The organism is Candidatus Thiodiazotropha sp. LNASS1, assembly GCF_964212655.1.
Lineage (GTDB): Bacteria > Pseudomonadota > Gammaproteobacteria > Chromatiales > Chromatiaceae > Thiodiazotropha.
In genome coordinates this window covers 512,814-537,130 of record NZ_OZ156465.1, presented here as the reverse complement: position 1 = coordinate 537,130, position 24,317 = coordinate 512,814, and the positions used below count along the sequence as shown (strand labels likewise).

General features: G+C 53.6%; 26 protein-coding genes. 14 read left to right on the top strand and 12 right to left on the bottom strand.

What is annotated here, in order from left to right; all coding sequences use genetic code 11:
- Positions 1 to 6: 6 nt before the first annotated feature.
- The 7 genes from AB8516_RS02275 to AB8516_RS02245 form a co-directional block, all read right to left on the bottom strand.
- Complete coding sequence (locus tag AB8516_RS02275; protein ID WP_369157661.1) at positions 7 to 687, bottom strand: flagellar assembly protein FliH; 681 nt, start codon at positions 685 to 687, stop codon at positions 7 to 9.
- Entirely contained in the window at positions 671 to 1,723 is a 1,053-nt protein-coding gene (fliG, locus tag AB8516_RS02270; RefSeq protein ID WP_369157659.1) for a flagellar motor switch protein FliG, read from the bottom strand. Before fliG ends, AB8516_RS02275 begins: the two co-directional genes overlap by 17 nt.
- Positions 1,713 to 3,392, bottom strand: a complete 1,680-nt coding sequence (gene fliF / locus AB8516_RS02265; protein WP_369157657.1) for a flagellar basal-body MS-ring/collar protein FliF — start codon at positions 3,390 to 3,392, stop codon at positions 1,713 to 1,715. Before fliF ends, fliG begins: the two co-directional genes overlap by 11 nt.
- Before the next feature lie 23 nt (positions 3,393 to 3,415).
- Positions 3,416 to 3,724, bottom strand: a complete 309-nt coding sequence (fliE, locus tag AB8516_RS02260; RefSeq protein ID WP_069125592.1) for a flagellar hook-basal body complex protein FliE — start codon at positions 3,722 to 3,724, stop codon at positions 3,416 to 3,418.
- 68 nt (positions 3,725 to 3,792) lie between these two features.
- A complete protein-coding gene (locus tag AB8516_RS02255) occupies positions 3,793 to 5,133 on the bottom strand; it encodes a sigma-54-dependent transcriptional regulator (protein WP_369157654.1) in 1,341 nt (446 codons plus the stop codon).
- Complete coding sequence (locus AB8516_RS02250; protein ID WP_369157652.1) at positions 5,130 to 6,362, bottom strand: PAS domain-containing sensor histidine kinase; 1,233 nt, start codon at positions 6,360 to 6,362, stop codon at positions 5,130 to 5,132. The genes AB8516_RS02255 and AB8516_RS02250 overlap by 4 nt, the downstream gene beginning before the upstream one ends.
- A gap of 114 nt (positions 6,363 to 6,476) precedes the next feature.
- Positions 6,477 to 7,952 (bottom strand): sigma-54-dependent Fis family transcriptional regulator, encoded by a 1,476-nt coding sequence (locus tag AB8516_RS02245; RefSeq protein WP_108289930.1) that lies wholly within the window; start codon positions 7,950 to 7,952, stop codon positions 6,477 to 6,479.
- Positions 7,953 to 8,350: 398 nt separating this feature from the next.
- Here AB8516_RS02245 and AB8516_RS02240 point away from each other — a divergent pair, with 398 nt between their 5' ends.
- Positions 8,351 to 8,989: an FHA domain-containing protein gene (locus tag AB8516_RS02240; protein ID WP_108289929.1), complete on the top strand. Its 639-nt coding sequence runs from the start codon at positions 8,351 to 8,353 to the stop codon at positions 8,987 to 8,989.
- A gap of 8 nt (positions 8,990 to 8,997) precedes the next feature.
- A complete protein-coding gene (locus AB8516_RS02235; RefSeq protein WP_369157649.1) occupies positions 8,998 to 9,366 on the top strand; it encodes a PilZ domain-containing protein in 369 nt (122 codons plus the stop codon).
- A 60-nt stretch (positions 9,367 to 9,426) separates the two neighbouring features.
- On the opposite strand, the gene AB8516_RS02230 is transcribed toward AB8516_RS02235, so the two are convergent.
- From AB8516_RS02230 to pckA, 5 genes are all read right to left on the bottom strand, one after another.
- Positions 9,427 to 9,636, bottom strand: coding sequence for a hypothetical protein (locus tag AB8516_RS02230; protein WP_108289927.1), 210 nt, complete (start codon positions 9,634 to 9,636; stop codon positions 9,427 to 9,429).
- The gene (locus AB8516_RS02225; protein ID WP_369163217.1) at positions 9,636 to 10,061 is read right to left on the bottom strand and encodes a DUF1841 family protein; all 426 of its coding nucleotides are present in this window, start codon (positions 10,059 to 10,061) and stop codon (positions 9,636 to 9,638) included. The genes AB8516_RS02230 and AB8516_RS02225 overlap by 1 nt, the downstream gene beginning before the upstream one ends.
- Before the next feature lie 25 nt (positions 10,062 to 10,086).
- On the bottom strand, positions 10,087 to 10,545 hold the full coding sequence (locus AB8516_RS02220; RefSeq protein WP_369157646.1) for a DUF302 domain-containing protein: 459 nt from the start codon (positions 10,543 to 10,545) through the stop codon (positions 10,087 to 10,089).
- Between the two features lie 56 nt (positions 10,546 to 10,601).
- Positions 10,602 to 11,234, bottom strand: coding sequence for an endonuclease III (gene nth / locus AB8516_RS02215; protein ID WP_369157644.1), 633 nt, complete (start codon positions 11,232 to 11,234; stop codon positions 10,602 to 10,604).
- A gap of 125 nt (positions 11,235 to 11,359) precedes the next feature.
- On the bottom strand, positions 11,360 to 12,967 hold the full coding sequence (gene pckA / locus AB8516_RS02210; protein WP_369157642.1) for a phosphoenolpyruvate carboxykinase (ATP): 1,608 nt from the start codon (positions 12,965 to 12,967) through the stop codon (positions 11,360 to 11,362).
- 93 nt (positions 12,968 to 13,060) lie between these two features.
- On the opposite strand from pckA, the gene AB8516_RS02205 reads away from it, so the two are divergent.
- The 12 genes from AB8516_RS02205 (at position 13,061) to AB8516_RS02150 (ending at position 24,250) form a co-directional block, all read left to right on the top strand.
- Entirely contained in the window at positions 13,061 to 13,984 is a 924-nt protein-coding gene (locus tag AB8516_RS02205) for a hypothetical protein (RefSeq protein ID WP_369157639.1), read from the top strand.
- A 4-nt stretch (positions 13,985 to 13,988) separates the two neighbouring features.
- The gene (gene hemH / locus AB8516_RS02200; RefSeq protein WP_369157637.1) at positions 13,989 to 15,041 is read left to right on the top strand and encodes a ferrochelatase; all 1,053 of its coding nucleotides are present in this window, start codon (positions 13,989 to 13,991) and stop codon (positions 15,039 to 15,041) included.
- Positions 15,041 to 15,433: a gamma-butyrobetaine hydroxylase-like domain-containing protein gene (locus AB8516_RS02195; protein WP_369157635.1), complete on the top strand. Its 393-nt coding sequence runs from the start codon at positions 15,041 to 15,043 to the stop codon at positions 15,431 to 15,433. Before hemH ends, AB8516_RS02195 begins: the two co-directional genes overlap by 1 nt.
- Positions 15,434 to 15,616: 183 nt before the next feature.
- Positions 15,617 to 15,943, top strand: coding sequence for an ATPase (locus tag AB8516_RS02190; RefSeq protein ID WP_108289985.1), 327 nt, complete (start codon positions 15,617 to 15,619; stop codon positions 15,941 to 15,943).
- A gap of 9 nt (positions 15,944 to 15,952) precedes the next feature.
- Positions 15,953 to 17,014, top strand: a complete 1,062-nt coding sequence (locus AB8516_RS02185) for a V-type ATPase subunit (RefSeq protein WP_108289920.1) — start codon at positions 15,953 to 15,955, stop codon at positions 17,012 to 17,014.
- Positions 17,007 to 18,884, top strand: coding sequence for a V-type ATP synthase subunit I (locus AB8516_RS02180; RefSeq protein WP_369157632.1), 1,878 nt, complete (start codon positions 17,007 to 17,009; stop codon positions 18,882 to 18,884). The genes AB8516_RS02185 and AB8516_RS02180 overlap by 8 nt, the downstream gene beginning before the upstream one ends.
- A 156-nt stretch (positions 18,885 to 19,040) precedes the next feature.
- Positions 19,041 to 19,478, top strand: a complete 438-nt coding sequence (locus tag AB8516_RS02175; RefSeq protein WP_369157630.1) for an ATP synthase subunit C — start codon at positions 19,041 to 19,043, stop codon at positions 19,476 to 19,478.
- Positions 19,479 to 19,480: 2 nt separating this feature from the next.
- The gene (locus tag AB8516_RS02170) at positions 19,481 to 19,804 is read left to right on the top strand and encodes a V-type ATP synthase subunit F (protein ID WP_369157628.1); all 324 of its coding nucleotides are present in this window, start codon (positions 19,481 to 19,483) and stop codon (positions 19,802 to 19,804) included.
- Between the two features lie 15 nt (positions 19,805 to 19,819).
- Complete coding sequence (locus AB8516_RS02165) at positions 19,820 to 20,452, top strand: V-type ATP synthase subunit E (RefSeq protein WP_369157626.1); 633 nt, start codon at positions 19,820 to 19,822, stop codon at positions 20,450 to 20,452.
- Between the two features lie 2 nt (positions 20,453 to 20,454).
- Complete coding sequence (locus tag AB8516_RS02160) at positions 20,455 to 22,254, top strand: V-type ATP synthase subunit A (RefSeq protein ID WP_369157623.1); 1,800 nt, start codon at positions 20,455 to 20,457, stop codon at positions 22,252 to 22,254.
- A complete protein-coding gene (locus tag AB8516_RS02155; RefSeq protein WP_108289914.1) occupies positions 22,251 to 23,630 on the top strand; it encodes a V-type ATP synthase subunit B in 1,380 nt (459 codons plus the stop codon). Before AB8516_RS02160 ends, AB8516_RS02155 begins: the two co-directional genes overlap by 4 nt.
- Positions 23,627 to 24,250, top strand: coding sequence for a V-type ATP synthase subunit D (locus tag AB8516_RS02150; protein WP_108289913.1), 624 nt, complete (start codon positions 23,627 to 23,629; stop codon positions 24,248 to 24,250). Before AB8516_RS02155 ends, AB8516_RS02150 begins: the two co-directional genes overlap by 4 nt.
- Positions 24,251 to 24,317: the final 67 nt, after the last annotated feature.

Below are 24,317 nucleotides of genomic sequence, written 5' to 3'. Positions count from 1 at the left end.
TGATGATTACTCATTTTGACTGTCTACGGCCCGGGTGCTCGCCAGCAATGGGGCAATGAGCGTGGTAAGACGGGATTCGAGGGTACCGTCGATCTGCGAAGTGTCGGTGACCACTTTGCACCCGCCACGATTGATGACCGGGTCCTCGATCAGACTCCAACCCACTTCGTTGTCCCCCAATGCGTAGACTTCACGAATCAGCTCTGCATCCTCCGGATGGAGCAGCAATCGCACATTATTGGAAGAGACAGGTAAAACCGAGAGCGCTTCACGGACCACGCCGACGATCAGATTCGGATCACTCTTCACCTCACGTCGCAGGAGCTGCTTGACGATTGCGATGACCAGACTCAGCAACTCCTTCTCGACTTGGTCATCCAAATCCCGTAATGGCTGTTCGAAATGGGAAAGCAGCTTGTTGAGGTGAGCGGTGTAATGTTGGATATCGCGTTTGGCTTGCGCCAGCCCCTCCTTGTGACCGAATTCAAATCCCTCTTGTTTACCCTTCTCGAAACCCTCCTCATAGGCCTGTTTTTGAAGTTGTTCCAGTTCACCTGCTGTGGGAGGTGCGCCAGGTGGCTGTAGGGTTCGTGGCGTCCCCACCTTGCCGTCACTCATCTCCGGCGGTAGCCACTGCATGACCTGATCAAGGTCGGAATCCTTGTCAGATCTAGACGAACTCTTCACCACCGCCTCCGAGCATTATCTCACCGGCATCCGCCAGGCGGCGTGCCACCACCAGTATCTCTTTCTGGGCGGATTCGACATCGCTCAGCTTAGCGGGCGCTGCTGCCTCGAGATCATCCTTCAACATTTCAGCCGCACGTTTGGACATATTCTTGAATATCTTCTCTTTCAGCGCTTCATCTGCGCCGCGCAGGGCCAATAGCAACTGTTCCGTACTGACTTCTCGCAATAGGCTCTGGATGCCGCGATCATCCACATCGATGAGATTCTCGAAGACGAACATATTGTCCTGAAGCTCTTGTCCCAGGTCGCTATCGACTTCAATGATCTCTTCCATCAATTTGCTTTCCACCGCACCATCCAGCATGTTGAGTATCTCCGCGGCTGTTTTAACACCGCCTAAACTGGAGGATTTGACATTGGTAGCGCCAGAAAACTGTTTTTCAAGAATCTCGTCGAGTTCCTGCAGTGCAGCAGGCTGAATGCCGTCCAAGGTCGCAATCCGCATGATCACGTCCGTACGCACCCGTTCAGGAAACTGGCTGACAACCTGGGCCGCCTGATCCGATTCCAGAAATGAGAGCACGATAGCGATGATTTGCGGATGCTCGAGACGGATAAGTTCTGCGATTCCCCTGGGATCCATCCACTTCAGCTGTTCGAGTCCCTTACTGTTACGTCCGAGCAGTATCCTGTCTATCACCCCACCCGCCTTGTCTTCACCCAATGCGCTGTTGAGCATGGTGCGGATATATTCGTCAGAGCCAAGCCCCAGTGCAGTCTGTTTCTCCAGGGTCGAGACAAAGTGGCGCATCACGCCTTCCATCTGATCGGTGGAGACATCGGTCAAAGTCGCCATGGCGAGGCCGACATCCTGCACCTCTTTCGGACCCATATGCCGCAGTAGCTCAGCGGCATCCTTCTCCCCGAGCGCCAGTAACAAAATAGCGGCGCGTGAGACGCCGCCAATCTTAGCGACTTCGCTGTTTTCTTCGGTTGCTACCGCTTTCGAATCTGCTACCTGATTATCTGCCATCTTCTGCAATCCACTTTCGAACGACCTGCGCCACTCGTTTCGGATCTTCCTCGATCATGTTTCGGGCTTGATCCAGGGTCTTCTCATAACTGCGAGGCCCCGGAAGATGCAGGGAAGCATCATCCTCGGCCAGGGCGCCCATCATACCGCCAGGTTCGCCTACAGCACCTCCTTCAAGGCTTCCTGTGGCGCCACCTGCAGCCGCAGCCGCACCTTCAGGCATGGGGCTGATCGCGACCTGTTTGGTGAGACGGGTCATTGTCGGTTTCAACACTCCAAAGATTAGTAGCAGGAACAGCAGAACGCCACCAACCTGTCGTACGATATCCCAAAACCATGCCTCTTCCCACATCGGGGCTTCCGGTAGCGGTTCCGGCGGCGCCGGCACGTAGAAGGCTTCATCGACGACCTGTACACTATCACCGCGCTGGAGATCGTAACCGATCGCCTCCTTCACCAGGGTGGAGATCCGGGTAATCTCTTCAGCGGTACGTTCTATCACTTCGACCGTTCCATCCTCTGCGGTCCGGTAGCGATGATTGACAACCACCGCTACGGATAGCCGACGCAGGCGACTGGTGGGCAGTCGGGTATGACTGATCGTCTTATCCAGCTCATAATTTCGGGTTGCCCGTTTACTGGAGTTGATGGGTGTGCCGCCGGCTTCGGCATTAGCGCCACCAGCCGCGACTTGAGGCGAGGTCGCGGCAGCCGGTGGTTGATTGGATAAGGCGCCAGGTACTCCTTGCACCTCATTCAACACAGATGACTGCTCATTGAGCTGCTCGGAACGCAGCGCAGTGGCATCCGGATTGAAATACTCTTGGGTTTTTTCGATATAGGTGAAATCAACGTCCGCGGTGACTTCCGCACGCAGGTTTTCCCGACCCACCATGGGCGATAGGATATCCTCGATACGCTGTTTGTAGTGACTCTCCAGTTCCCGGGTATACTCAAACTGACTTGTGGTCAACCCCATTTCCCGTGAGTCGTCTTTGCTGCTCAAGAGACGACCCTTATGATCGACCACCGTAACCTTGGAGACATCCAGTTCCGGCACACTTGAGGCGACCAGGTGAGTGATGGCATCAACCTGTCCCTTCTCAAGGTTTCGTCCGGAATAGAGTTTCAGCACCACCGATGCACTGGGGAATTTACGCTTGCGGACAAACACCGACTGCTTCGGATTCGCTAAGTGGACCCTGGCGCTCTCGACACTGGTCAGGGTCATAATGGTGCGGGCCAGTTCACCTTCTATGGCGCGTTGATAGCGAGCCGATTCGACCAGACGACTGGTGGAAAACCCCGTATCCTCCTGCATCAACTCAAAGCCGGCGGAACCCGATTGCGGCAATCCCTGGCCGGCAAGTTTCATCCGCGCTTCCTGCAGGTCACTGCTGGGCACCATGATGATGCCGTTGCTCTGATCGATCTCATACTTGATGCCGGCCTGCTGTAAGGCCTGAGCTATCTCGACAGCATCCTTGTGGGCGAGGTTGCCGTAGAGCGGGCTGTAACTGGGCTTCTGGGTCCAAAGCACCACTGCCACTCCCAAGGCGACGCTTGCGGCAAATCCCACCATTACAGCAATCACACGTAAAGTGGGATTATTCTGAAGTCGATGCTTTACCTGAATCTCAGTATTTGTCTCGGTTGCTGTCGTTGCCATTTTTTGCCTTCTTAATTAGAAACTTAGATCGGCATATTCATTACGTCTTTGTACGCTTCGACGAGTTTGTTGCGTACCTGAACCATGGCCTCGAAAGAGAGGCTCGACTTCTGGGCCGCAATCATCACCTGGGCCAGATCCATATCACCCTCGCCACTCTCAAACGCGGTGCGCAATGCACTGGCCTCCTGTTGCGCGGAATTGACGTGGTCGATTGACTGTTTCAGGAGTTCACCGAAATCCGCCCCGCCACTCTCCGATGCCTGGGATGATTTATTGGTAGCCTGGGCCGCCATCACCCGCATCTGAGCCAGGACTTGATCAATGTTCATACTGTTACTCATCGTACCCTTCCCATTAAATCAGCTACTCAACTTTGCCACGCAGTTTTCATACCATTTCAACCCGGTATGGTGACGCCGGCATCCCGCATGCGCGCAATCTTGTAACGCAGTGTCCGTTCACTGATGCCAAGGCGGCTGGCAACCGCCTTGCGGCTGCCTCGCCCCTCTTCCAGCGCATCCAGAATCATCTGCTCCTCCACTGAGCGAAGATCTTCCGGCAGGCGGCCCGGATGAGAACGCTGTGAGGCCTGTACAGGCGTGGATTCCGCTGCCTCGCTCTCGAAGCAGAGTTCATCGGCATCTATCACACCATCGCTATCGAGGATAAGGGCCCTTTGCATCAGGTTGTCGAGTTCCCTCACATTACCCGGCCATGGGTGAACAAGCAGGCGTTGTTTTGCCTCATCGCTCAGGCTCGGCAGTGTCTGCCCGGTTCTGAGATTCTGCTGCAGAAGATGAAGCGCCAAAGGCAGAATATCCCGCTGACGCTCCCGCAACGGCGGCAGACTCAGGGGAAAAACATTCAAGCGATAGAAAAGGTCCTCCCTGAATCGGCCGGCTGAGACCTCTTCACGCAATTTGCGATTGGTGGTTGCCAGCACTCTGACATCCAACTCAATCAGCTTGCGACCACCCAGACGTTCAAGCTCCTTCTCCTGCAAGACGCGCAGCAGTTTTGCCTGCAGAGCCAGGCTCATTTCGGAAATTTCATCCAGCAGCAGTGTACCGCCCTGTGCCTGTTCGAATTTGCCGGCGGTTGCTTGATAGGCACCGGTAAAGGCGCCCTTCTCGTATCCGAAAAGGACCGCTTCAAGCATATTTTCCGGAATCGCAGCACAGTTGATGGCTACGAAAGGTCCCTCGGTACGGGTCGAGTGCTGGTGGATATAGCGGGCATATACTTCTTTACCGGTACCACTCTCACCATGCAGCAATACTGTGGCATCACTGCCAGCAACGCGAAGCGCCAGATCGAGCACTTCACGACTTCGCAAATCCTCCGTAACTGGGCCATCTAAGACAGGTCCGACAGCTGTTCGGATGTGACTGGCGACCTTACTGACCAACACTTCCGCCTCAAATGGCTTTGTCAGGTAATCAACGGCGCCATCATGCATTGCCATGACAGCCTTCTCGATAGTGCCGTAAGCCGTCATCAGCAACACCGGCAAATCAGGGTACCGCTCCCTGATCTTGCGCAGAAGAGTGTGCCCATCCATGGGATGCATCTGTACGTCGCTTACAACCATACCGACAGATCTCTGCTGCAGTAGATTGATTGCCGCACCGCCCTCTTCAGCAACACAGATCGGGTAACCTGCAAGCTCCAATGTGTCACTCAAGGCTTCCCTAAGTGCGGGATCATCCTCAACAATCAGCACCGTCGCTAAACTCATGACAGGCTCCTCATCGCATCATAATGTTCTGAAACAGACCTTCGTTCACCCGCCATCTCTGATTCCAGATCGCTCTTTCTCAAGGCCAGCGGGAAACGAAGATGAAACAGGGCACCTCCGCTATCCGAATGCCCGCTGGTGATCTCTCCTCCATGATTCAGCACCAGATTCTGGACGACTGCCAATCCCAGGCCCGTGCCGGCATTGCGCGTAGTGAAAAACGGATCGAAGATACGTTGATGCAGATCATCCGGTATACCATGACCATTATCGGCCACATCCAACTCGATTTCGGATCCTACACGCAGAATAAGCCGGACCTCACTGGCGCCCTGTTGAACAGCATTTTCGAGCAGATTGTTGAGCAATCCCTGAAGTGCATCCGGGCGACCGATCATAATGGCCCGTTCCTGACTCTGGTCGTCAATCAACAACTTCACCTTGGCATCGGCCAAATCCTGTTCGACAGAAGCAGCAAATGCCGTCAGTAATTTACCCAGGGAAAGACGGGATTCACCAGCGTCTCCCCCCCGTGCGAACAGCAGAATGTCATGTATTTGACGTTCCATGTGCTGCAGCCTGTTACGGAGCTTGGCGGTAAACTGATGGCGCTTCTGAGGAACCAGGTCATCACTGGCCAGATGGGAGACATAAAGTAGCGCAGTACTCAATGGAGTGCGCATCTGATGAGCCAGTTGAGCCGACATCTCACCCATCGCGGTCAACCGTTCATGTCGATTCAGCCGTTCTTGAAGACGACGGGTTTCAGTGATGTCGAGCAGGACAAGGATACGCCCTGGGGTCTGTTCCAACCGGCTGGAAGAGAGGGTAAGCAGGCGACCGTTACGCAGTTTTAATTCGCTACCTGAGATATCACCGGTCAAAACAGCGGCACGCATGACTTCCGGCCATGCATCATACTCATTGAGGGTACCGAGCAGCTTGAGAGCAGCCGGATTGAACTCACGAACACGCTCTTCGCCATCCAGCACAATGACTGCTGCAGGCAAGGTTTCAAGCAGTCTCTCAAGACGATCCGCCAATCTCTCCTTCTCTGCAAGCTGTACCATACGCTCACTGCGGGCGGCAGCAAGTTCCTGGTTCAACTCAAGAACTTGTTGCTGTAGTTGCTGGTAGGAACCGGTCAGCTCTTCAGAAAGCTGATTAAACAGCTTGAACGCAGATTCCAAGGCGTGCTGTCTATCGGCAAGAGATGGCTTGGGTGACACGTATATTGGCCTCTGTAGTCAATTGAGCTTACTCACTGACCAAGTTGCAATATGTGTGCCTAATTTACTTTTTGTTATATATCAATCAGTTATAAAGATAGATTTGGCAGTGCGTCAAATTCCTGGCGACTCAGTTTGACGTTGTAGGCCATATTTACGTAACTTTTCCACCAGTGTGGTACGCCGCATGTGTAGCCGCTTGGCAGCATGAGCGACAATTCCATCCGATTCATCCAAGGCCTGTTGGATCAGACTCTGTTCGAGTGAATTCAGATGCGCCTTTAGATCAAGACCATCATTGGGCAGACGCGGAGCATTCATGGTGGTGCCAGGTTCCTCTCCCTCGAGGGTAACCTGTGGGAGTTGGGTAATCTCATGCAGATCGCCCGTGGGGCGAAACTTCTCCGGCAGATCGACCACATCGACAACCCCATAGGGATGTAGTATTGCCAGACGTTCAATAAGATTGGCCAGTTCCCTGACATTACCGGGCCAGCGGTAGTGACTCAGGGCGGCAATCGCTGCAGGAGTCAATCTGACCGATCCCCTTTTTTCGTTTTCTATGCGGTGAATCAGATCGTTAACCAATACGGGAATATCTTCAACACGATCCCTCAAAGGTGGCATTTCAATTGGAAACACATTCAATCGATAGAACAGATCTTCGCGGAAGTCCCCATTCTTGATGGCCTCTTCGAGATTTCGATGGGTTGCGGCGATGATACGGACATTACAAGCCATGGTTTTGTTACTGCCAACCCGCTCAAAGGTTCTCTCCTGTAAAACCCGTAGCAACTTAACCTGCATCGGCATGCTCATGTCGCCGATTTCATCGAGAAACAGAGTACCGCCCTCGGCCATTTCGAAACGCCCCTGGCGGGCACTGATGGCACCGGTAAAGGCCCCTTTTTCATGACCAAATAATTCACTTTCCAGTAGATCGGCCGGGATCGCTCCGCAATTCACAGGGACAAAGGGCTTGCCGCGCCTCACCGAGTGAAAGTGGAGTTTGCGGGCCACCACCTCTTTGCCCGTACCGGATTCCCCCAGTATCAATACCGTTGCCTCGGAATCAGCAACCTGCTCAATCATTTTATTGACCCGTCTGGTAGCCCTGCTGCTGCCCGATAAGCTACGGAAGAGTTCAACCGGTCGGGCGGTCTGGACGTCTGAAGTCTTTAACTCTTGATAGACCTGGGCCTTATGGATCAAAGCCATCAGATCATCGTAGACACTAGGCAGCTTGATACTGCCGATCACATTGTCACAACCTTCGAGTTTATCCGGTAGGCCGCTGTGCTCATCATAGAGCTGAAAGGCCGGCATACCGGGAAACTCCTGCTGCAGCTTCTGTGCAATCTCCAGTTGCCGTTCCAATTCCAGATCAATGCCGAGAAAAACAGCCACACACGCGACTGCCTCATCTATTGAAGGCAACTCAATTTCAGACAGTTCCGAGACAATACGCAGATCGCCCTCGACAAACCTGATGACATTCTTCAGGTAACTCTGACGCTCAGAATTCTGATCGATTAAATAGACGCAAAGATTTGGAAACACTGGACCATCTGTAGCTATTGTTTGACCCATTAGTCAAATCCGTTTGACATGGCAGAAATACAACGTGATTTCAGCGAAGTTAAGCAGTAATCATGTGAAATGTCAAAATTACGTCGATCCAATATTTTCAATTAATAATTTTCAGTAACACATTGTAATTATTATAGGTTAGTTTAAACTTCTAACATAATCACAGGAGAGCACTGGTTAACCTTAGATTGTCTAACCAATATAACTTTACCTTTTGGTGAGCCGTATCATATAGACAACTTCACAGTGACGCTGACCCAGTAATCGGATCATTGCCATCAGATTTATCTATCTATTCCGATAAAATTCCTATTGGAAGAAGAGTGATCATGATATGGTTTTCCCAATAAATCTGGGTATATACTCTACTTTGTACAGGTTGAATCTAAGACTTTTCCATGGCTAAACTCACCCTCTCCTTCAAAGGTCGCGTTATAGATGTCTTTCACATTGAGCGTGACAAGACCGAAATCGGGCGCAACGATGACTGCACCATCCCGATCGACAGTCTCGCCATAGCCCCTGTACAGGCGGTTATCACGCGCAATGACGACCAAAGCTACCTGCTCCAGGCTCAGGAGGAAGCTTTTCCTGTCCTGGTCAACCATGAAAAGACAGAGCAGACCACCCTCAACCATGGTGATGTGATACAAGTAGGGAAACATACATTGTCTTTCGCGGAAGATGTTATGGACCTGAGTGCCGATCTAGGTCCAATCCCTGCCAACGATCAGTTGACCGACGAAAATGAGCCGATCGAAAGCGATGAGTCGAAATCCAAGTCAGGTGTACTTCAAATTATGAATGGTGATAACTTCGGAAGAATTATCCCACTTAACAGGAATATGACCCGGATAGGCCATGCAGGCGGTGATTGTGCGATGATCGCGCGGAGGGAGAACGGCTATTTCATCACCTTCCTCGAAGGCCCCAACCCTCCCCGCATCAACCGTAAACCGATCGGCAACCAGGCCCAGCTATTGACGGATGGAGATATTATCGATGTGGGCGGCACGCAAATGCAGTTTCATGATTAGGAAACGATATGAATGAACCAGATTCGAAAGAGCGTCGACGTTTCCACCGTGTACTCTTCGATGCCCCCGCGACAATCATCAGGAAAAAAAACGCCTATCCAACCACACTGATAGATATCTCACTCAAAGGTGCACTACTCAAAACACCTGCCGACTGGTCCGGGGAGTTGGGGGATGAGGTTACTATTGAGGTAATGCTCAACCACGTTGATGCCGTAATTTCCATGCATGCGGTCTGCGCACACGAAGAGAATCAACATCTCGGTGTATTGTGTGAAAAGATCGATATGGAGAGCATCATGCTGTTGCGCCGCCTGATCGAACTGAATATCGCTGATGAAGATCAGTTGCAGCGGGACCTGGAAGCGCTGGGTTAATCAGAAAAGAGACAAGATTCTTACCGTCCCGGACACCACCAGGTTCACAAACCGTAACACCTACTCGTCCTCTGAATCCTTCTTTTCCCTTTTACGCTGCAGAAACGCCGTCAACGCCACAGCGCCAAACAGCGCATAGTAAATAGCATCACTGCGCTCAACACCAAACAAGAGCGCGCCATAGCCGCCAATGGCCGCACCTATGCCGCCAAAAGCCAGGCCCCGCATGACCCGACATAAGGTACAGTTTCGGTTATCTGTGTATGCCATCAATTCAACAGTGTCCTGATACACTCCAGATAGGCTTGTTCATCCGGCATCCTGTTTGTGGACTGCGCCTCCCATAACATCCGGCCAAGACACTCCATCAGCTGATGCTCAGCCTCATGCGCCTCTCCCATGCGTTGACAAAGATGTTGGTAAAACTCGCTGATGCCTGCCGGTCGATCCGTTGAGATCTGCTCCAACAGGCTGATATGCATAGCCATGTGCAGAAACGGATTACTTTGCCCGTCGTCAGCGTGAAATTCCCGCAATAGGAATCGCTCACTGTCGCTCAACATCTCATGGTATTCAGGATGCTCAACAATCACACTGACGACCATCTTCTCCAGTGGTTCTGTCTCTTCACCTGTCAGATGCTTTCGCCATGCCTCAAAAAAGACCTGACGTAATTGGTTCCTGTCACCGCTGATCATACTGAGTAGTTACGGGTGGTGCCTAGGGTTGTGTGGCATGCCTTGCGAACTTATCCAGCGCTCCGGTGACCTTGCCCTTGACCTTGGGCCTGTCATCGATGGCGAATCTATTGAAAATGTGGTCAGGACTATTGTAGCTCAGCCAGACCTTACCTTCCGCATCCTGCCAGACCAAAGCCTTCAACGGCAGATCGATACCGACACGCTGATCGCTTGTCATCAGAGCCGTACCAACCTTGGGACTGCCGAAGATAATCAGTTGGGTGGGACGCAGAGACTTTCCCACCTTTGCCGCCCCGGCAGCATGATCGATTCGGTTGAAAACCTTCAAACCAGCCTCTGTCGCTGCCGCTGCAAATCGGTCGGCTGTCTTTTCGACACCAAACTGACTCTGTACATTGATCAGTCCCGTGTCAGCCTGTGCCATGGAAGCAATCAGCAACAACAGAAATACCATAAATAGAGGGGTTGATTTTTTCATCGTCATCTCCGTTGATAAGCCTGAATGATCTGGAAAGCTGCAATTCAGGCGGGTTTTTATATGCACTTATCCCGATATTCACACAAGTCTTCAATGACACAGCTCCCACATCGAGGCTTGCGTGCTATACAAGTATATCGCCCGTGTAATATCAGCCAATGATGCGCATCTTGCAAGAATGGCTGAGGTATATAACGTAAAAGCTTTCTTTCAACTTCCAATGGCGTCTTGCCCGGCGCCAGACGGGTTCGATTGGCAACCCGAAAAATATGGGTATCCACCGCCATGGTGGGTTGGCCGAAAGCAGTATTCAATACGACGTTGGCCGTCTTTCGACCCACACCCGGCAATCTCTCCAGCGCTTTACGCGTATCCGGCACTTCGCTCCCGTACTCTTCGATCAAAATACGGCATGTTTCGACGATATTCTTGGCTTTACTGTTGAACAGCCCTATGGTTCTGATATAACGCTTTAACCCTTCCACGCCGAGTGCGAGAATCTTCTCAGGTGTATTTGCCAGGGGAAAAAGCTGTTGTGTCGCCTTATTCACGCTCTTGTCTGTTGCCTGTGCCGACAAGATCACCGCCACCAGCAGTTCGAAAGGGGTATTGTAGCTGAGTTCGGTGGTGGGATCGGGATTATCCGCCTGCAAGCGCTCGAAGATTGCCTGGCGTTTCGGTTTATTCATATAAAAATTGTTGCAAACGTTACAGTCTAGTCTGAATTACGGGTGTCTGGCTTCAAGTGAGAGATATCGCATTATGCATAAGATTGCCGGGTCAATGTCATCCCATTATTAAAAAAAATGACAGGCTAACCAGCCTTTGGTGCTGCATCCTTGATATCCTGGCTCACCTGAAGGGAAAACTTCTTGAAGTTATCCCTGAACATACCCGCAAGCTTCATCGCCTGGGCATCGTAAGCCCCCTGGTCCTTCCATGTATCCCTTGGAAAAAGTACATCAATCGGAACATCCGGTACCTGAGTGGGTATTTCAACCCCGAAAATCGGGTCCTTACGCATGGGTATGTCATCTAACTTTCCATCCAGCACCGCATTTACCATGGCACGGGTATGAGGAATCGCCATCCGACTACCGACACCATAGGGCCCACCTGTCCAGCCGGTATTGATCAACCAGACCTTCGACTTGTGCTCATCGATCCGTTTACCGAGAAGTTCTGCATAGCGCTGGGGGTGGAGCGGCATGAAAGGTGCGCCATAACAGGCGCTGAAGACAGGTGAAGGTTCGGTAACCCCTTTCTCTGTTCCAGCCACCCTGGCTGTATAGCCCGAGATAAAGTGGTACATCGCCTGAGCTGAATTGAGCCTGGAAACAGGCGGCAATACACCAAAGGCATCTGCTGTGAGCATGATCACCGTATCCGGATGGCCACCCACACCGTCCAGGGTAGCGTTTGGAATCGCACTGATGTGATAGGCGCCACGAGTATTTTCCGTCAAGGTACTATCGTCGAGATCAAGACGACGGGAATCTGCCATCATGGTGACATTTTCCAATATCGTGCCGAAACGCATGGTTGTTGAGAAGATCTCAGGCTCATTCTCCGCCGACAGATTGATCAACTTTGCGTAGCAGCCACCCTCGAAGTTGAAAATGCCATTATCGCTCCAACCATGTTCGTCATCACCGATCAATGTACGACTTGCATCAGCAGACAGGGTGGTCTTACCGGTTCCGCTAAGACCGAAAAAGAGTGCGGTTTTACCGTTTGGGCCGATATTCGCCGAACAATGCATCGGTAGCACATCCCGCTGCGGCATCAGGTAGTTCATCACGCTGAATATCGATTTTTTAATCTCTCCCGCATAGCTGGTACCGCCGATCAAGACCAGTTTCTTGGAGAAATTAACAATAATGAATGTTTCGCTAACGGTGCCGTCCACTTCAGGAATGGCGTGAAACCGGGGTACGTCAATCACGGTAAAGCCCGGTACGTGATCCGCAAGCTCTTCACGTTCTGCCTGAATGAAGACATTTCTGGCAAAGATGTTATGCCATGCGTTCTCTGTAATAATCCTCACCGGCAAGCGGTAGTCGGAATCCGCCCCCGCATAGCAATCCTGCACATAGACATCCTTGTTTTGCAGATAGGACGCCAGGCGTTTGTGCAGATTGTCGAAAGCCTCCTCCGAAATGGGCTTATTGATATCACCCCACCAGATATCCTTGCTCACTGACGGTTCATCGACAATGAATTTGTCGTTCGCCGAACGTCCGGTGTGGTGCCCTGTCCTGACTACCAGGGGACCGAGATGTGATAACTGACCCTCGCGACGAAAAATCGCCTGTTCCATCAGACTCGGGGTTGGCAAGTTCCAGTAGATGTCATTCAGGTTGTACAGACCGTGGTTATCAAGACCGTATGAACTATGGTTCACTCCTGCTGATTCACGCATTATCCTTAACTCCCCTATTGCGTCTTAATAAAGGTTATCGACTATAGCAAGCGGGAACTCGCTTGTTCCAGTCTCCTGATGTAGTCTCCCCTCATGGTCAGTCAGAAAATCAGTGCATTCAGTATACGACGACTCAATCCGTTCAATGGCGTACTGCAGGTATTCAGCACTGAAAATGCCCGTGCATTAAGCAGCAATGGTGTTGTCTGGGAGATCCAGGTTCTGAGTGATACACCGCAGGGCCTTTGGGCCAATATGCCATTCAACGGGAAGGAGTTTTATACCTTCGGACGCTGGACAATCGACTCAGGTCTGCAGCAAGTGCCTGTTAATCCGTTATTTAATGTCCGTGATATGATCGCCTCTGCGGAACAACTGATCACTGCACTGTCTCAAGTCATCGACGATCTCCCCTTCCCCATGGCGGATATCTACGAGCAGTGGCTACTGGATGAACAAAGTCTCGCACCTGTTGCGCTTTTAACCTCCTGTCGCAAAGCGGTTGAGATGAGTCGATGCGATAGCGCCAAGTGGGTCGCCGCTGAACGGGGTGATTTCTCATTCATCTCTGCACGATTGGTGGAAAGAGAGCAGCCTAATGATGATGGTTATAATCCCCGGGTGCATGCCTCGATCCTGGAGGCATTGATCAGGCACCGCGGCGGACAGCACCACAGACGAGCCTGGTTCAAACACAGCCCGGACGGAACACTCAGCCCTTATCATGAGAGTGCCCCCGTGTTGGTTCCATGGACTTTTCCGGATCTGCCCGTCACGGAGGATTGGGAGGATGAGGAGGCTCGCCGTTTGGTCGCCGACTATATCGCCTGGAGGGCGCCGCAACTATTGCAGTTGCACGGGCTCGGCCCGGTGACCCGTGAACGACTTGAGCGTATTGCCGTAACGCAGGCTGAAGCAGTTGAGCGCCTGTGGCGACTCTATCCGGAAATACACAATAAAGACCTGTTGAATAGTGCGCGGGTTGAAGCAAAAATCCGATATTCAAACCGGAAATAAGTCTATGAAGTACATCAATCAGTCAGATCAGCTCAATCAACCAGACGGCGGTCTTGGGATACTACTGGTCAACCTCGGTACACCCGATGCCCCGACAACTGTGGCGGTACGTCGCTATCTGGCGGAATTCCTGAGTGATCCACGCGTAGTGGCGATCCCGAAACTGATCTGGCAGATAATACTCCACGGTATCGTATTGCGGGTCAGGCCGAAAAGAAAGGCCGAGGATTACAAGCGCATCTGGACAGAGGATGGCGCACCGTTGTTGGCCATTTCCAGAAGGCAACAGGCAGCCATGACGGAAATATTGAATTCACGTATGCAGGGAAATGTCCACATAACCTTGGCGATGCGCTATGGCAACCCTTCAATCGCCAGCGTGTTACAGGAGTTGCGTCGGAAGAATGTGCAGCGCCTGCTGGTGTTTCCCCTCTACCCGCAGTATTCAGCCACCACCACTGCATCCATATTCGATGCCGTGACAGGAGAACTCCAGGGCTGGCGATGGATACCTGAAGTGCGCTTCATACAACGTTACCATGACCATCCCGACTATATCCGGGTATTGAGTGAGAGCATACGCAAATACCGTCAGCAGGCTGGTGAGGCAAGAAAGCTGCTGTTCTCTTTTCACGGTATCCCCGAGGACTACTACCAGGCTGGCGATCCCTATCCTGATGAATGTCATGCCACAGCGAACCGGGTTGTGGAGCAGTTGGGGCTGGACAGGGAACAATGGCATCTGGCCTTTCAATCGCGCTTCGGCGCCCAGGAATGGGTCAAACCCTACACTATGGAGACCTTGAAGCAGTGGGGTGCCGAAGGTATAGAGAGTGTCCAGGTGGTATGCCCCGCCTTCTCCGCCGACTGTCTGGAGACTCTTGAAGAGATCGCCGAGGATAACCGGGATGCCTTCCTCCATGCCGGGGGTAAAAGCTATGCTTACATACCGGCGCTGAATGACACACCAGAGCATATGAAGATGCTTGCTGATCTGATCTGCAGACATGCCTCGGGATGGCCTGAAGCAGAACCGAATCCAGAGGATAGGCATTGATGGCGGATTATCCACACCCGGTTGATATCAAGGTACATCAGAAGAGTCGTTTCCTGGATATCGCCTTTGACGATGGCAGCCATTTCTCGCTCCCATGCGAATACCTGCGGGTCTATTCACCCTCCGCCGAGACGCGGGGCCATAGCCCTGCGACGGCAAAACTGGAGCGTGGCAAAGAGATGGTAAGCATCACCCAGATTGAACCTGTCGGCCAGTACGCAATCAAGATCCACTTTGATGACGGCCATAACTCAGGACTCTACGATTGGCGCTATCTCTTTAATCTGGGCAAACACCATGATGAGCTCTGGCAGGCCTATCTGGATAAGCTCAAGGCCGTTGGCTATCAGCGCAAGGATCCTGAGCTGGCGCCTCCGGATACCGATGTCTGATTCAGCCGGTCGGATTAGATGTTTGATTAATGATCTGGCTCAATCGACGAACAAATGAAGTCGTACAATCCACAGCTAAATTAGCTACACTATTCATGTACTGCAGGGTCGCAGATCGATGCCCTGCCATTGATCCTCAGATACAACAAACGGCCCAACATAATACTGGGGGGATTTGTATTAATGGAAGAATCACTTCAGCGCTTGCTCGATGCAGAAACCAAAGCGCAACAAATTCACAACAAAGCCGAGGAGATGCGAGAACGCATGATCCAGGAGGCTTTGCAAGAGGCAAAGACTAAAGAGGAACATTTCGAGGCGCGGATTCCCGAATTGCACCATAGTTTCATGGAAAAGGCGGAAAGCCGCGCTGAACAGACCATCGCGGAACTAAAAAAGCGCTTCAATGAACGCCATGCCCAACTGCGCGAATATGCCGAAGCACGTGAGGATGACGCATTGGAAGCAGCCTTCACCGTACTGATCGATCCCACGGCAGATGAAGATTGAACCGTTCCGATGAGTTCGAATAGGGATCAGGCCTACCTAAAAACCCGTGTCGGTGTACTCTCGGCGCGTCTGCTCGACGCCGATGAGATCGAACGCTTGAAGCAGATGTCACTCAGACAGCTTGGCGATGCCTTCGATCTTCAGCCGATTTTTGAAGAATCCATAGACAACCGGCAAAGGATCCGTTTGGTTGAACAGGCTCTGTTACAGCGACTGATGAGTGAACTGTCGGTTCTATTGCGCCCTCTCAGCGGTCGTTCCCGCGGACTGATGCTCTATTGGCCGAGAAAGTTCGAACTCTATAACCTGAAAACACTGATCCGGGGTAAATTGAACAGCCTTGGGATGGAGGAGATCCGGGATAACCTGTTTGAGATGCCGGAGAATATCCGCCTGCCTCACGAATCCCTGCTGCAGGCGGAAAATGTGCTCGAGATGTTGCGCCAGCTCGACCAGGGACCCTACGCCCTGATTGCCAGGCAGGCGCGTAATGTGTTTGAGGAGCAGCACGAAAACTTCTCCCTTGACGCGGCCATCGATCGTCTCTACTACACCGGTATGCTGCGCCACGCCAATATTACGGACAGTATCGATAAACGCGGTCTGAAAAAGGTGATCGGCATCATGGTCGATCGGCAAAACATACTATGGCTGCTGCGCTACCGGCTGGTCTATCGCTTCGCCCCCAGTGAAGCCTACTACCTGCTGATCCCCTACGGCGGGCGGCTCCAGCGTGAAAAACTGATGGAACTGGCCAACCTGGATGGGCTGGAAACCATCATCGAGCACCTGCCCGCCCCTTTTAAGGCAATCCTCTCGAATGCCAACAGCATCACCCAGGTACGCCAGCGTCTCGATCAAACCGTCTCTGACGAACTACGCAAATTGATGCACCACAGCCCCGACGCGGTGGTCTCTGCGCTCAGCTACTTGATTATTCGCGATATGGACCTGATGAAGCTCTACGCCATTATTCAGAGCAAGTTGCTGCAGATGGATGGGACAATTCTGAATGAGGCGGTACCCGGCAATCCCTTGCAGATGGATGCAACGGAGGCGAGTCATGTTTAGCCCGCTGCCGATGAAGCATATCAGCCTGCATGTGCTCACGGAAGATCTGCCAAATGCCTCGATGATCCTGGCCGGTCTCAACAGTTTCAGTCCGGACAATCGCCCCTATGCCGAGCAGGCACTACCCGATATTCCCGGTCAACGTTTTCGCGAGTGTTATGCGCAAGCCAGGGCGCGAATGGATAAGATCGCCTCTCAAGTCGGATTCATACCCAAGGCACTTACCGGTGAGGTCACCCCAATCTCCGAACAGGAGCTCGAAGCGGTGAACCAATGGCTGGGGAAGGCGTGGGAGAGCTGCTCCGACTTTGACGAGACCCGCCGCCGGCAGCTGGAAGAACGGCGCAGTATCGATCAACTGGAGACCACCCTGGCCAATTTCCGTAATCTGCATATCGATCTGGGCCAGCTTCAGGGCGACAATCAGTTTCTCAAAACCACCATCGGCATGGTCCCCCGTACCCAGGTGAATCAACTGAAAGACGCCCTTGGACTCGATAACTACCTACTCTTTCCCTTCCACGAAAGTGATAACGAGAGCCATGTAATTATCGCCGGCACGGGTGGCCGTGAAGGCTCTAAACTGAAATCGGTGCTTGATACCGCCGGTTTCAGACCACTCGATATTCCACCGGAGCTGCACGCTCAGCCTGAAACCGCCAAGACCCGTCTCATGCAACGCAGGGCATCAGTAGAAGAAGCAGCCGAATCGCTTGAACAAATTATTGCGGCCTGGGGAGAATCCTCCGGGCAGGAGCTACAGAAGGCAGCACGTGTTCTCCATTTGGCAGCACCCTATGTGGCCCTGGGGGAGGCCGCCCGCCATCGGGGCAATCTGTCCCGGCTACAGGGTTGGATTCCCGCCGAGGATATAAGCCTGGTGGAAATCGCTTTACGGGACAAGCTTCCCAATACCTTTGTGCTGGAGACCCGCGATCCCAAACCAGAGGAACGCGGACTGGTACCTTCGGTGATGCGGCATAACCGGTTGTTGAGGCCCTTTTCATCACTGGTGATGCAATACGGTGTACCCCGCTATGGCGAGGTCAACCCAACCCAGCTGTTCGCCCTCACCTATATCCTGATGTTCGGCATGATGTTCGGGGATGTAGGGCATGGCGCGGTGATCATCGCAGTCACCCTGCTGCTGCGGCGCAAACTCGGAAGCTTCACCCCATTTGGCATCGCCGCCGGTCTTGCATCTATCCTATTCGGTTTTCTCTACGGCAGTATCTTCGGCTATGAACATATCATGCATGCGCTATGGATCGCGCCACTCACCGATCCACTCTACATGCTCACCGTGGCGCTACTATGGGGCGTCGGTTTCATTATCCTGGTAACCCTGATCAATATCTTCAACCACATGATGATAGGCGACCGAATCGGCGCCCTGTTCGGCGATAATGGCCTGCTCTCGTTGCTACTCTATACCGGCCTGTTGGGAACCGGTTACAGCTTTTACAACACCGGCAGCATCTCTCCGTATTGGGGCACCCTTGCCATCCTTACCCTGATCGGCATCTTCGCCCACAAACTGGTCGAGCAGGAAGCTGCGATCGGAGAGCGCATACTGGTTGCCTTCATAGAGACCTTCGAGACGATTACCGGTTATGCATCAAATACCCTCTCCTTCCTGCGTGTTGCGGCCTTCAGCCTGAACCATGTGGCGTTGGCGATTGCAGTCTTCACCCTGGCCAACATGATGGGTGATATGGGTCATTGGATTACAGTAATCCTGGGTAATATCTTTATCCTGGTCCTGGAAGGGCTGATCGTCGCCATCCAGGTATTGCGACTCGAATTCTATGAAGGTTTCTCCCGCTTCTATTCGGGAGATGGGAAGGCGTTTAAGCCGCTCACACTTTAACTTAAGCGTTTTGAGTTATGAGTTTTTAGTTATAGGTTATCAACAGGCAGCAATGTCGCACGTTACTGCATGTGAGTTAATTCAAACAAGCGTGAGCGAAGCGAACACATCAACTCATAACTCATAACTAAAAACTCAACATAATAGGAGATCAATATGTACTGGCTTATTGCAGTAATGACCCTGGGTATCGCCGGCCTCATCATCACCGGCGTTATCATGGAGATGCAGCCTGCCAAGGTCAGCAGACCGTGGTTCAAACCGACTATCGGTATCAATCTGCTGGTCTTTGTCGTCGCTCAGGCGACACTGATCTTCATGGGAGCCAACGAGGTCATGGCAGCCACCGAGGTTGCCGAAGCGGGTGGCGAGATATCGATTGGCCTCGGTCTTGGCATCATCGGTGTCGGTATACCAACTGCCCTCAGCACCATCGGTGCAGGTATCGCGGTGGGACCCATCGGCGCCGCGTCACTGGCCGTGCTGGCGGAAAAACCGGAGATCTTCGGACGCACGCTGATCTATCTCGGCCTGGCTGAGGGTATTGCCATCTACGGTCTGGTGATGAGTATTCTGTTGCTGGATAAGATCTGAAAGTGCCGGAAACAGCAACACACAAAGTCAGAAAGATCTTCGTCGGCAGCCATGCCCTGACGGACGGCTTCCGGCTGATCGGATTTGAAACCCTCACAGAACCCGACAGCAGCAGGCTGGACGAATTATTGAACCAGCTATTACAGGAACGACAGCGGGCATTGCTGATCATCGAGCAGTCTGTCAATCATGTCGGTTCCAAGCTGCTGGATCAGATCCGCAATGAAGGCGGTCGCATCATCCTGTCCGAGGTCCCGTCGTTGCAGGATCCCGAGGAGTTTCATTCCGACCTGGACATTCAACTGAAAAAACTCACCGGTGGTTAACAGAGGAGAACGACATTGAATCAGGTTGAAGCGCTTGAAAAAGCGATCCTTGAAAGGGCCGAACTGATGGCCAATGAGTGTCACAGCCGGGCCGAAGCGGGACGCAAGAATATCCTGCGTGAAGCCAGCGAGCGTCTTCATCTACGCGAGGAGAAAGAGACTCTGCTGGCCAAATCACTGGCTGACAGGGCCTATTTACGCAAGGTTCAGGCGGATGAACTGAAGCTGCACAGTAAAATGGATCATATGCGCTGGAACCTGGTACAGGTGGTAGTCGACCGTTTGCAACAACGCATGCAGGCCTTGGCCCAGGACGAGGCAAAATATATCGAATTGTTGAAGGCCTTTCTGCAGCAGGCCGCAAAACAGATCGAGGAACAGCGGCTGCTGGTCTCGGTAAATACCGAAGATCTGCGACGCCTGAAACCCCAATGGGAGACCCTGACCTCCAGTCTGGCGGCAGGCAAGATATTCGAACTGAAGGAGCAGAGTATCGAAACCATAGGCGGCTGCCTGATCACCACAGCCGACAAACGCGTACAGATCGATCACACCTTCGAGGGCCGACTCACCCGACTGGAGCGCAAAGTGCACCAGGCGTTGGTCGAAAGGTTGTTACCCCCTATCGGTGATGGACAGGCACTTTAACGATGAAACACGAAAACAAGAAAGGCACCATTCAGGATATCAACGGTCCCATCGTCACCATCAGGCTACCGGGCGTGCAAAACGGTGAGCAGGTGCGCATCGGCAGTCTCGGCCTGTATGGTGAGGTGATCTCCCTGGAGGGTGACGAAGCCCTGGCCCAGATCTACGAATCCACTGAAATGGTACGACCCGGCGAACCGGTAGAGGGCCTGGGCCATCCTCTCTCGGTGGAACTCGGTCCTGGCCTCATCGGCGGTATATTCGATGGTGTGCAGCGCCCCCTGGAGGAGATGTTCATCAAGGCAGGTGACCAGATCCCCCGTGGCCTCAGCCCCCTACCCCTCGATCGGGAGAAACTGTGGCACTTCGTACCCAGCGACAATCTTGAACCCAATATGCCGATCATCGGTGGCGCCCGTCTTGGCTTAGTACAGGAGACTGAGACAGTCGAACACCGCATCGTCGTTCCCCCTAACATCGAAGGTGAATTGATCGAACTCGCGCCCGAGGGCGACTACAACCTGGAAGAGACCATCGCACAGGTGCGTGACCCTCGGGGTCAGGTGCATCATCTCAAGCTCTACCACAGGTGGCCGGTACGCAAGCCCCGCCCCTATCAGGGTCGTGACAACGGGGTCGAACCCCTGATCACCGGGCAACGTATTCTCGATACCTTCTTCCCCCTGCTCAAAGGGAGTAAATGCGCCGTACCCGGCCCTTTCGGCGCGGGCAAAACCGTGGTGCAACATCAGGTCGCACGCTGGGCCAATGCCGATATCGTCATCTATGTCGGATGCGGTGAGCGCGGCAATGAGTTGGTGGATGTACTCGACAGCTTTCCCAAATTGAAAGACCCCTACAGCGGCAGACCCTTGATGGATCGCACCCTGCTCATCGCAAACACCTCCAACATGCCGGTGGTGGCCCGTGAGGCCTCGATCTATGTCGGCATCACCATTGCCGAGTACTACCGGGATCAGGGCTACGACGTGGTGATGCTGGCCGACTCCACCAGTCGTTGGGCCGAGGCCCTGCGCGAGGTCTCCGGCCGCCTGGGTCAGATGCCCGTGGAAGAGGGATATCCCGCCTATCTTGCCTCCCGGCTGGCTGCCTTCTATGAACGGGCGGGACGGGTCGAGACCATGGATTGCGGCAAGGGCTCGGTCACCCTGATCGGCGCCGTCTCTCCACCAGGCGGCGATTTCTCCGAGCCGGTCACCAGCCATACCAAGGAGATCATCCAGACCTTCTGGGCCCTCTCCAAGGAACTGGCGGATGCCCGCCACTACCCGGCTATCGACTGGGTCGACAGCTTCTCCGCCGATGTCGGCACCGCCGCCGAATGGTGGCACGAAAACATCGACCGTGGTTGGGAGAAACGCCGTGCCCAGGCGCTGGCAATGCTGGCGAGGGATGCGGAACTGTCACGTATCGTCAATCTGGTAGGGCCCGAGGCCCTCTCCTCCGCCCAGCGCTGGATATTGGAGGGTGCCGCACTGATCAAGGAGGGTGTGCTGCAACAGAGCGCCCTCGATCCGGTGGATACCTTCTCCTCACCGCATAAGCAGTTCATGTTGCTCGACCTGATCCTCACGGTGTATGACGAAGGCGCCACCCTGATCGATCTCGGCGTGCCTGTCCAGGAACTTGCCGAGATGCCGATACTGGCACGCCTGCGCCGCTGCAAGGAACTTTACGATTCGTCCCAAACCGATCAGCTGAAGGCGTTTCGGGTTGAGGCATTGAATGACTTCAAGGCAATCCATTCCGAATATGCACAACGGGGGGAACAGACAGCATGAGCGCCAAGGAGTATCGTACCGCTTCCTCCGCCCGGGGCGGGTTGTTGACGGTAGCCGATGTCCCCGATATCGCCTTTGGCGACCGGGTCCATATCCGCGACCAGCAGGGTAATACACGCAACGGCCAAGTGATCCGCAGTTCCAACGAAGAAGTGCTGATTCAGGTGTTCGAGGGCACCGCCGAAATCGACCTGGAGAGCACCTGGGTGCGCTTCCTCGACGAACCGGTGGAAATCGCCCTCTCTCCGGAGATCCTCGGTCGCGTCTTCAGTGGCCTGGGCGAACCGCGGGATTATCGTCCCCCCATTGTCTCAAACCTGCGCCGCAGTATCAGCGCCGCAGCGTTCAACCCGGCAGCCCGCACCTATCCGAAAGAGTTCATACAGACAGGCATCTCCACCATAGATGGTCTCAACTCTCTGGTGCGCGGACAGAAGCTGCCGATCTTCTCCGCCTCGGGCCTGCCCCATAACCGGCTGGCGGCTCAAATCGTGCGTCAGGCCAAACTCCCCGACGACGACAGCCGCTTCTCGGTGGTCTTCGCTGCCATGGGTGTCTCCTACGCGGACGCCCGCTTCTTCCAGGAGGAGTTCGCCTCCTCCGGTGTGCTGGGCAATGTGGTGATGTTCGTCAACATGGCCGACGATCCACCGGTGGAACGCCTCACGCTCCCACGCATGGCCCTGACCGCGGCGGAGTACCTCGCCTTCGATCTCGACCGCCATGTCCTGGTGGTGATGACCGATATGACCCACTACGCCGAAGCGCTGCGCGAAGTCGCCACCGCCAAGGGCGATGTGCCGGCGCGTAAGGGTTACCCCGGCTATCTCTACTCCGATCTGGCGGAGATCTATGAACGCTCCGGACGCATCAAGGATCGACACGGCTCCATCACCCTGGTGCCGGTATTGAGTATGCCCAGCGACGACATCACCCACCCGATCCCGGACCTGACAGGTTATATCACCGAGGGGCAGATCGTCCTCAGTCGCGAACTGCACAACCAGGGCATCTATCCCCCGGTGCACATATCCCCTTCACTGTCGCGTCTTATGAAGGACGGTATCGGCAAGGATTTCACCCGAGAGGACCATCCCCACGTCTCCAACCAGCTCTATGCCCTCTACGCCCGAGCCCTGGAGACGCGCAATCTGGCCTCCATCATCGGCGCCGATGAGCTATCCGCCCGTGACCGCCGCTATCTGGAGTTTGCCGATGCGTTCGAACAGCGTTTTGTACAACAAGGGGAGGATGAAGACCGCAGTATCGAGGAGACCCTCAACCTGGCCTGGGATCTGCTTTCCACCTTCCCGCCACAGGCGCTGACCCGGGTCAATGAAACCGAGATCGCCAAGTACCATCGGCAGAGCACATGACCGGTAAACGCATCAAAGCGGCCCCGACCAAGAACACCCTGCTGAATCTGAAACGGCAGCTCAATTTTCTTGAGGAGGGCCACAGCCTGCTGGAACGCAAACGGGAGCTGCTTACGCGACTGGTCTATCAACGCATCGGTGAATACCGCAAGATCAGAGATCAAGCCCACGAAGCCACTAAACTGGCTTATCACTGGCTCAGCATGCTGCAATTGCGCATGGGCAGCCGTGCCGTCAATCAGGCGGCCCTCGGGGTGGAACCCGTGCTGGATCTGAAAATCCTGCCGCGGCGAAACCTCGGTGTGGAATACCCATCTGTCAGCGGACAACTGCTGCCACTCAACCCGGTCGGCCTGCTCGGCACCGATCCCAGCTTCGATGAAACCCGCCTCCACTTTGCCGAAGCCTCGCTTCAGCTTGCAAAGATGGGCGAAGTCTCGATGAGTCTCAACCGTCTGATTGCCGAACAACGCAAGGCGCAGAAGCGGGTGAATGCGTTGCGCTATAACATCATCCCCCAGTATCGCAATACGATTCGTTTCATTGAAAATGCGCTGGAGGAAGAAGAAAGGAATGCCTTGTTTCAGGTAAAAGTGCTGAGGGATCAGGAAAGAATATAACGAAAAATCATCGGTCAATACATTCAACCCGGATTTCCATACTGGGGAAGCGCTCTGCTTATTGATG

What these genes read in the sequence shown, in the direction of transcription:
- AB8516_RS02150 (WP_108289913.1), top strand. Translation starts at nt 23,627, where the DNA reads ATGACCGGTAAACGCATCAAAGCGGCCCCGACCAAGAACACCCTGCTG.
- AB8516_RS02160 (WP_369157623.1), top strand. Translation starts at nt 20,455, where the DNA reads ATGAAACACGAAAACAAGAAAGGCACCATTCAGGATATCAACGGTCCC.
- AB8516_RS02185 (WP_108289920.1), top strand. Translation starts at nt 15,953, where the DNA reads ATGAGTTCGAATAGGGATCAGGCCTACCTAAAAACCCGTGTCGGTGTA.
- AB8516_RS02175 (WP_369157630.1), top strand. Translation starts at nt 19,041, where the DNA reads ATGTACTGGCTTATTGCAGTAATGACCCTGGGTATCGCCGGCCTCATC.
- hemH (WP_369157637.1), top strand. Translation starts at nt 13,989, where the DNA reads ATGAAGTACATCAATCAGTCAGATCAGCTCAATCAACCAGACGGCGGT.
- AB8516_RS02235 (WP_369157649.1), top strand. Translation starts at nt 8,998, where the DNA reads ATGAATGAACCAGATTCGAAAGAGCGTCGACGTTTCCACCGTGTACTC.
- fliF (WP_369157657.1), bottom strand. Translation starts at nt 3,392, where the DNA reads ATGGCAACGACAGCAACCGAGACAAATACTGAGATTCAGGTAAAGCAT.
- AB8516_RS02230 (WP_108289927.1), bottom strand. Translation starts at nt 9,636, where the DNA reads ATGGCATACACAGATAACCGAAACTGTACCTTATGTCGGGTCATGCGG.
- AB8516_RS02240 (WP_108289929.1), top strand. Translation starts at nt 8,351, where the DNA reads ATGGCTAAACTCACCCTCTCCTTCAAAGGTCGCGTTATAGATGTCTTT.
- AB8516_RS02190 (WP_108289985.1), top strand. Translation starts at nt 15,617, where the DNA reads ATGGAAGAATCACTTCAGCGCTTGCTCGATGCAGAAACCAAAGCGCAA.
- AB8516_RS02245 (WP_108289930.1), bottom strand. Translation starts at nt 7,952, where the DNA reads ATGGGTCAAACAATAGCTACAGATGGTCCAGTGTTTCCAAATCTTTGC.
- AB8516_RS02155 (WP_108289914.1), top strand. Translation starts at nt 22,251, where the DNA reads ATGAGCGCCAAGGAGTATCGTACCGCTTCCTCCGCCCGGGGCGGGTTG.
- AB8516_RS02195 (WP_369157635.1), top strand. Translation starts at nt 15,041, where the DNA reads ATGGCGGATTATCCACACCCGGTTGATATCAAGGTACATCAGAAGAGT.
- AB8516_RS02220 (WP_369157646.1), bottom strand. Translation starts at nt 10,545, where the DNA reads ATGAAAAAATCAACCCCTCTATTTATGGTATTTCTGTTGTTGCTGATT.
- pckA (WP_369157642.1), bottom strand. Translation starts at nt 12,967, where the DNA reads ATGCGTGAATCAGCAGGAGTGAACCATAGTTCATACGGTCTTGATAAC.
- fliG (WP_369157659.1), bottom strand. Translation starts at nt 1,723, where the DNA reads ATGGCAGATAATCAGGTAGCAGATTCGAAAGCGGTAGCAACCGAAGAA.
- AB8516_RS02205 (WP_369157639.1), top strand. Translation starts at nt 13,061, where the DNA reads ATGGTCAGTCAGAAAATCAGTGCATTCAGTATACGACGACTCAATCCG.
- nth (WP_369157644.1), bottom strand. Translation starts at nt 11,234, where the DNA reads ATGAATAAACCGAAACGCCAGGCAATCTTCGAGCGCTTGCAGGCGGAT.
- AB8516_RS02255 (WP_369157654.1), bottom strand. Translation starts at nt 5,133, where the DNA reads ATGAGTTTAGCGACGGTGCTGATTGTTGAGGATGATCCCGCACTTAGG.
- fliE (WP_069125592.1), bottom strand. Translation starts at nt 3,724, where the DNA reads ATGAACATTGATCAAGTCCTGGCTCAGATGCGGGTGATGGCGGCCCAG.
- AB8516_RS02180 (WP_369157632.1), top strand. Translation starts at nt 17,007, where the DNA reads ATGTTTAGCCCGCTGCCGATGAAGCATATCAGCCTGCATGTGCTCACG.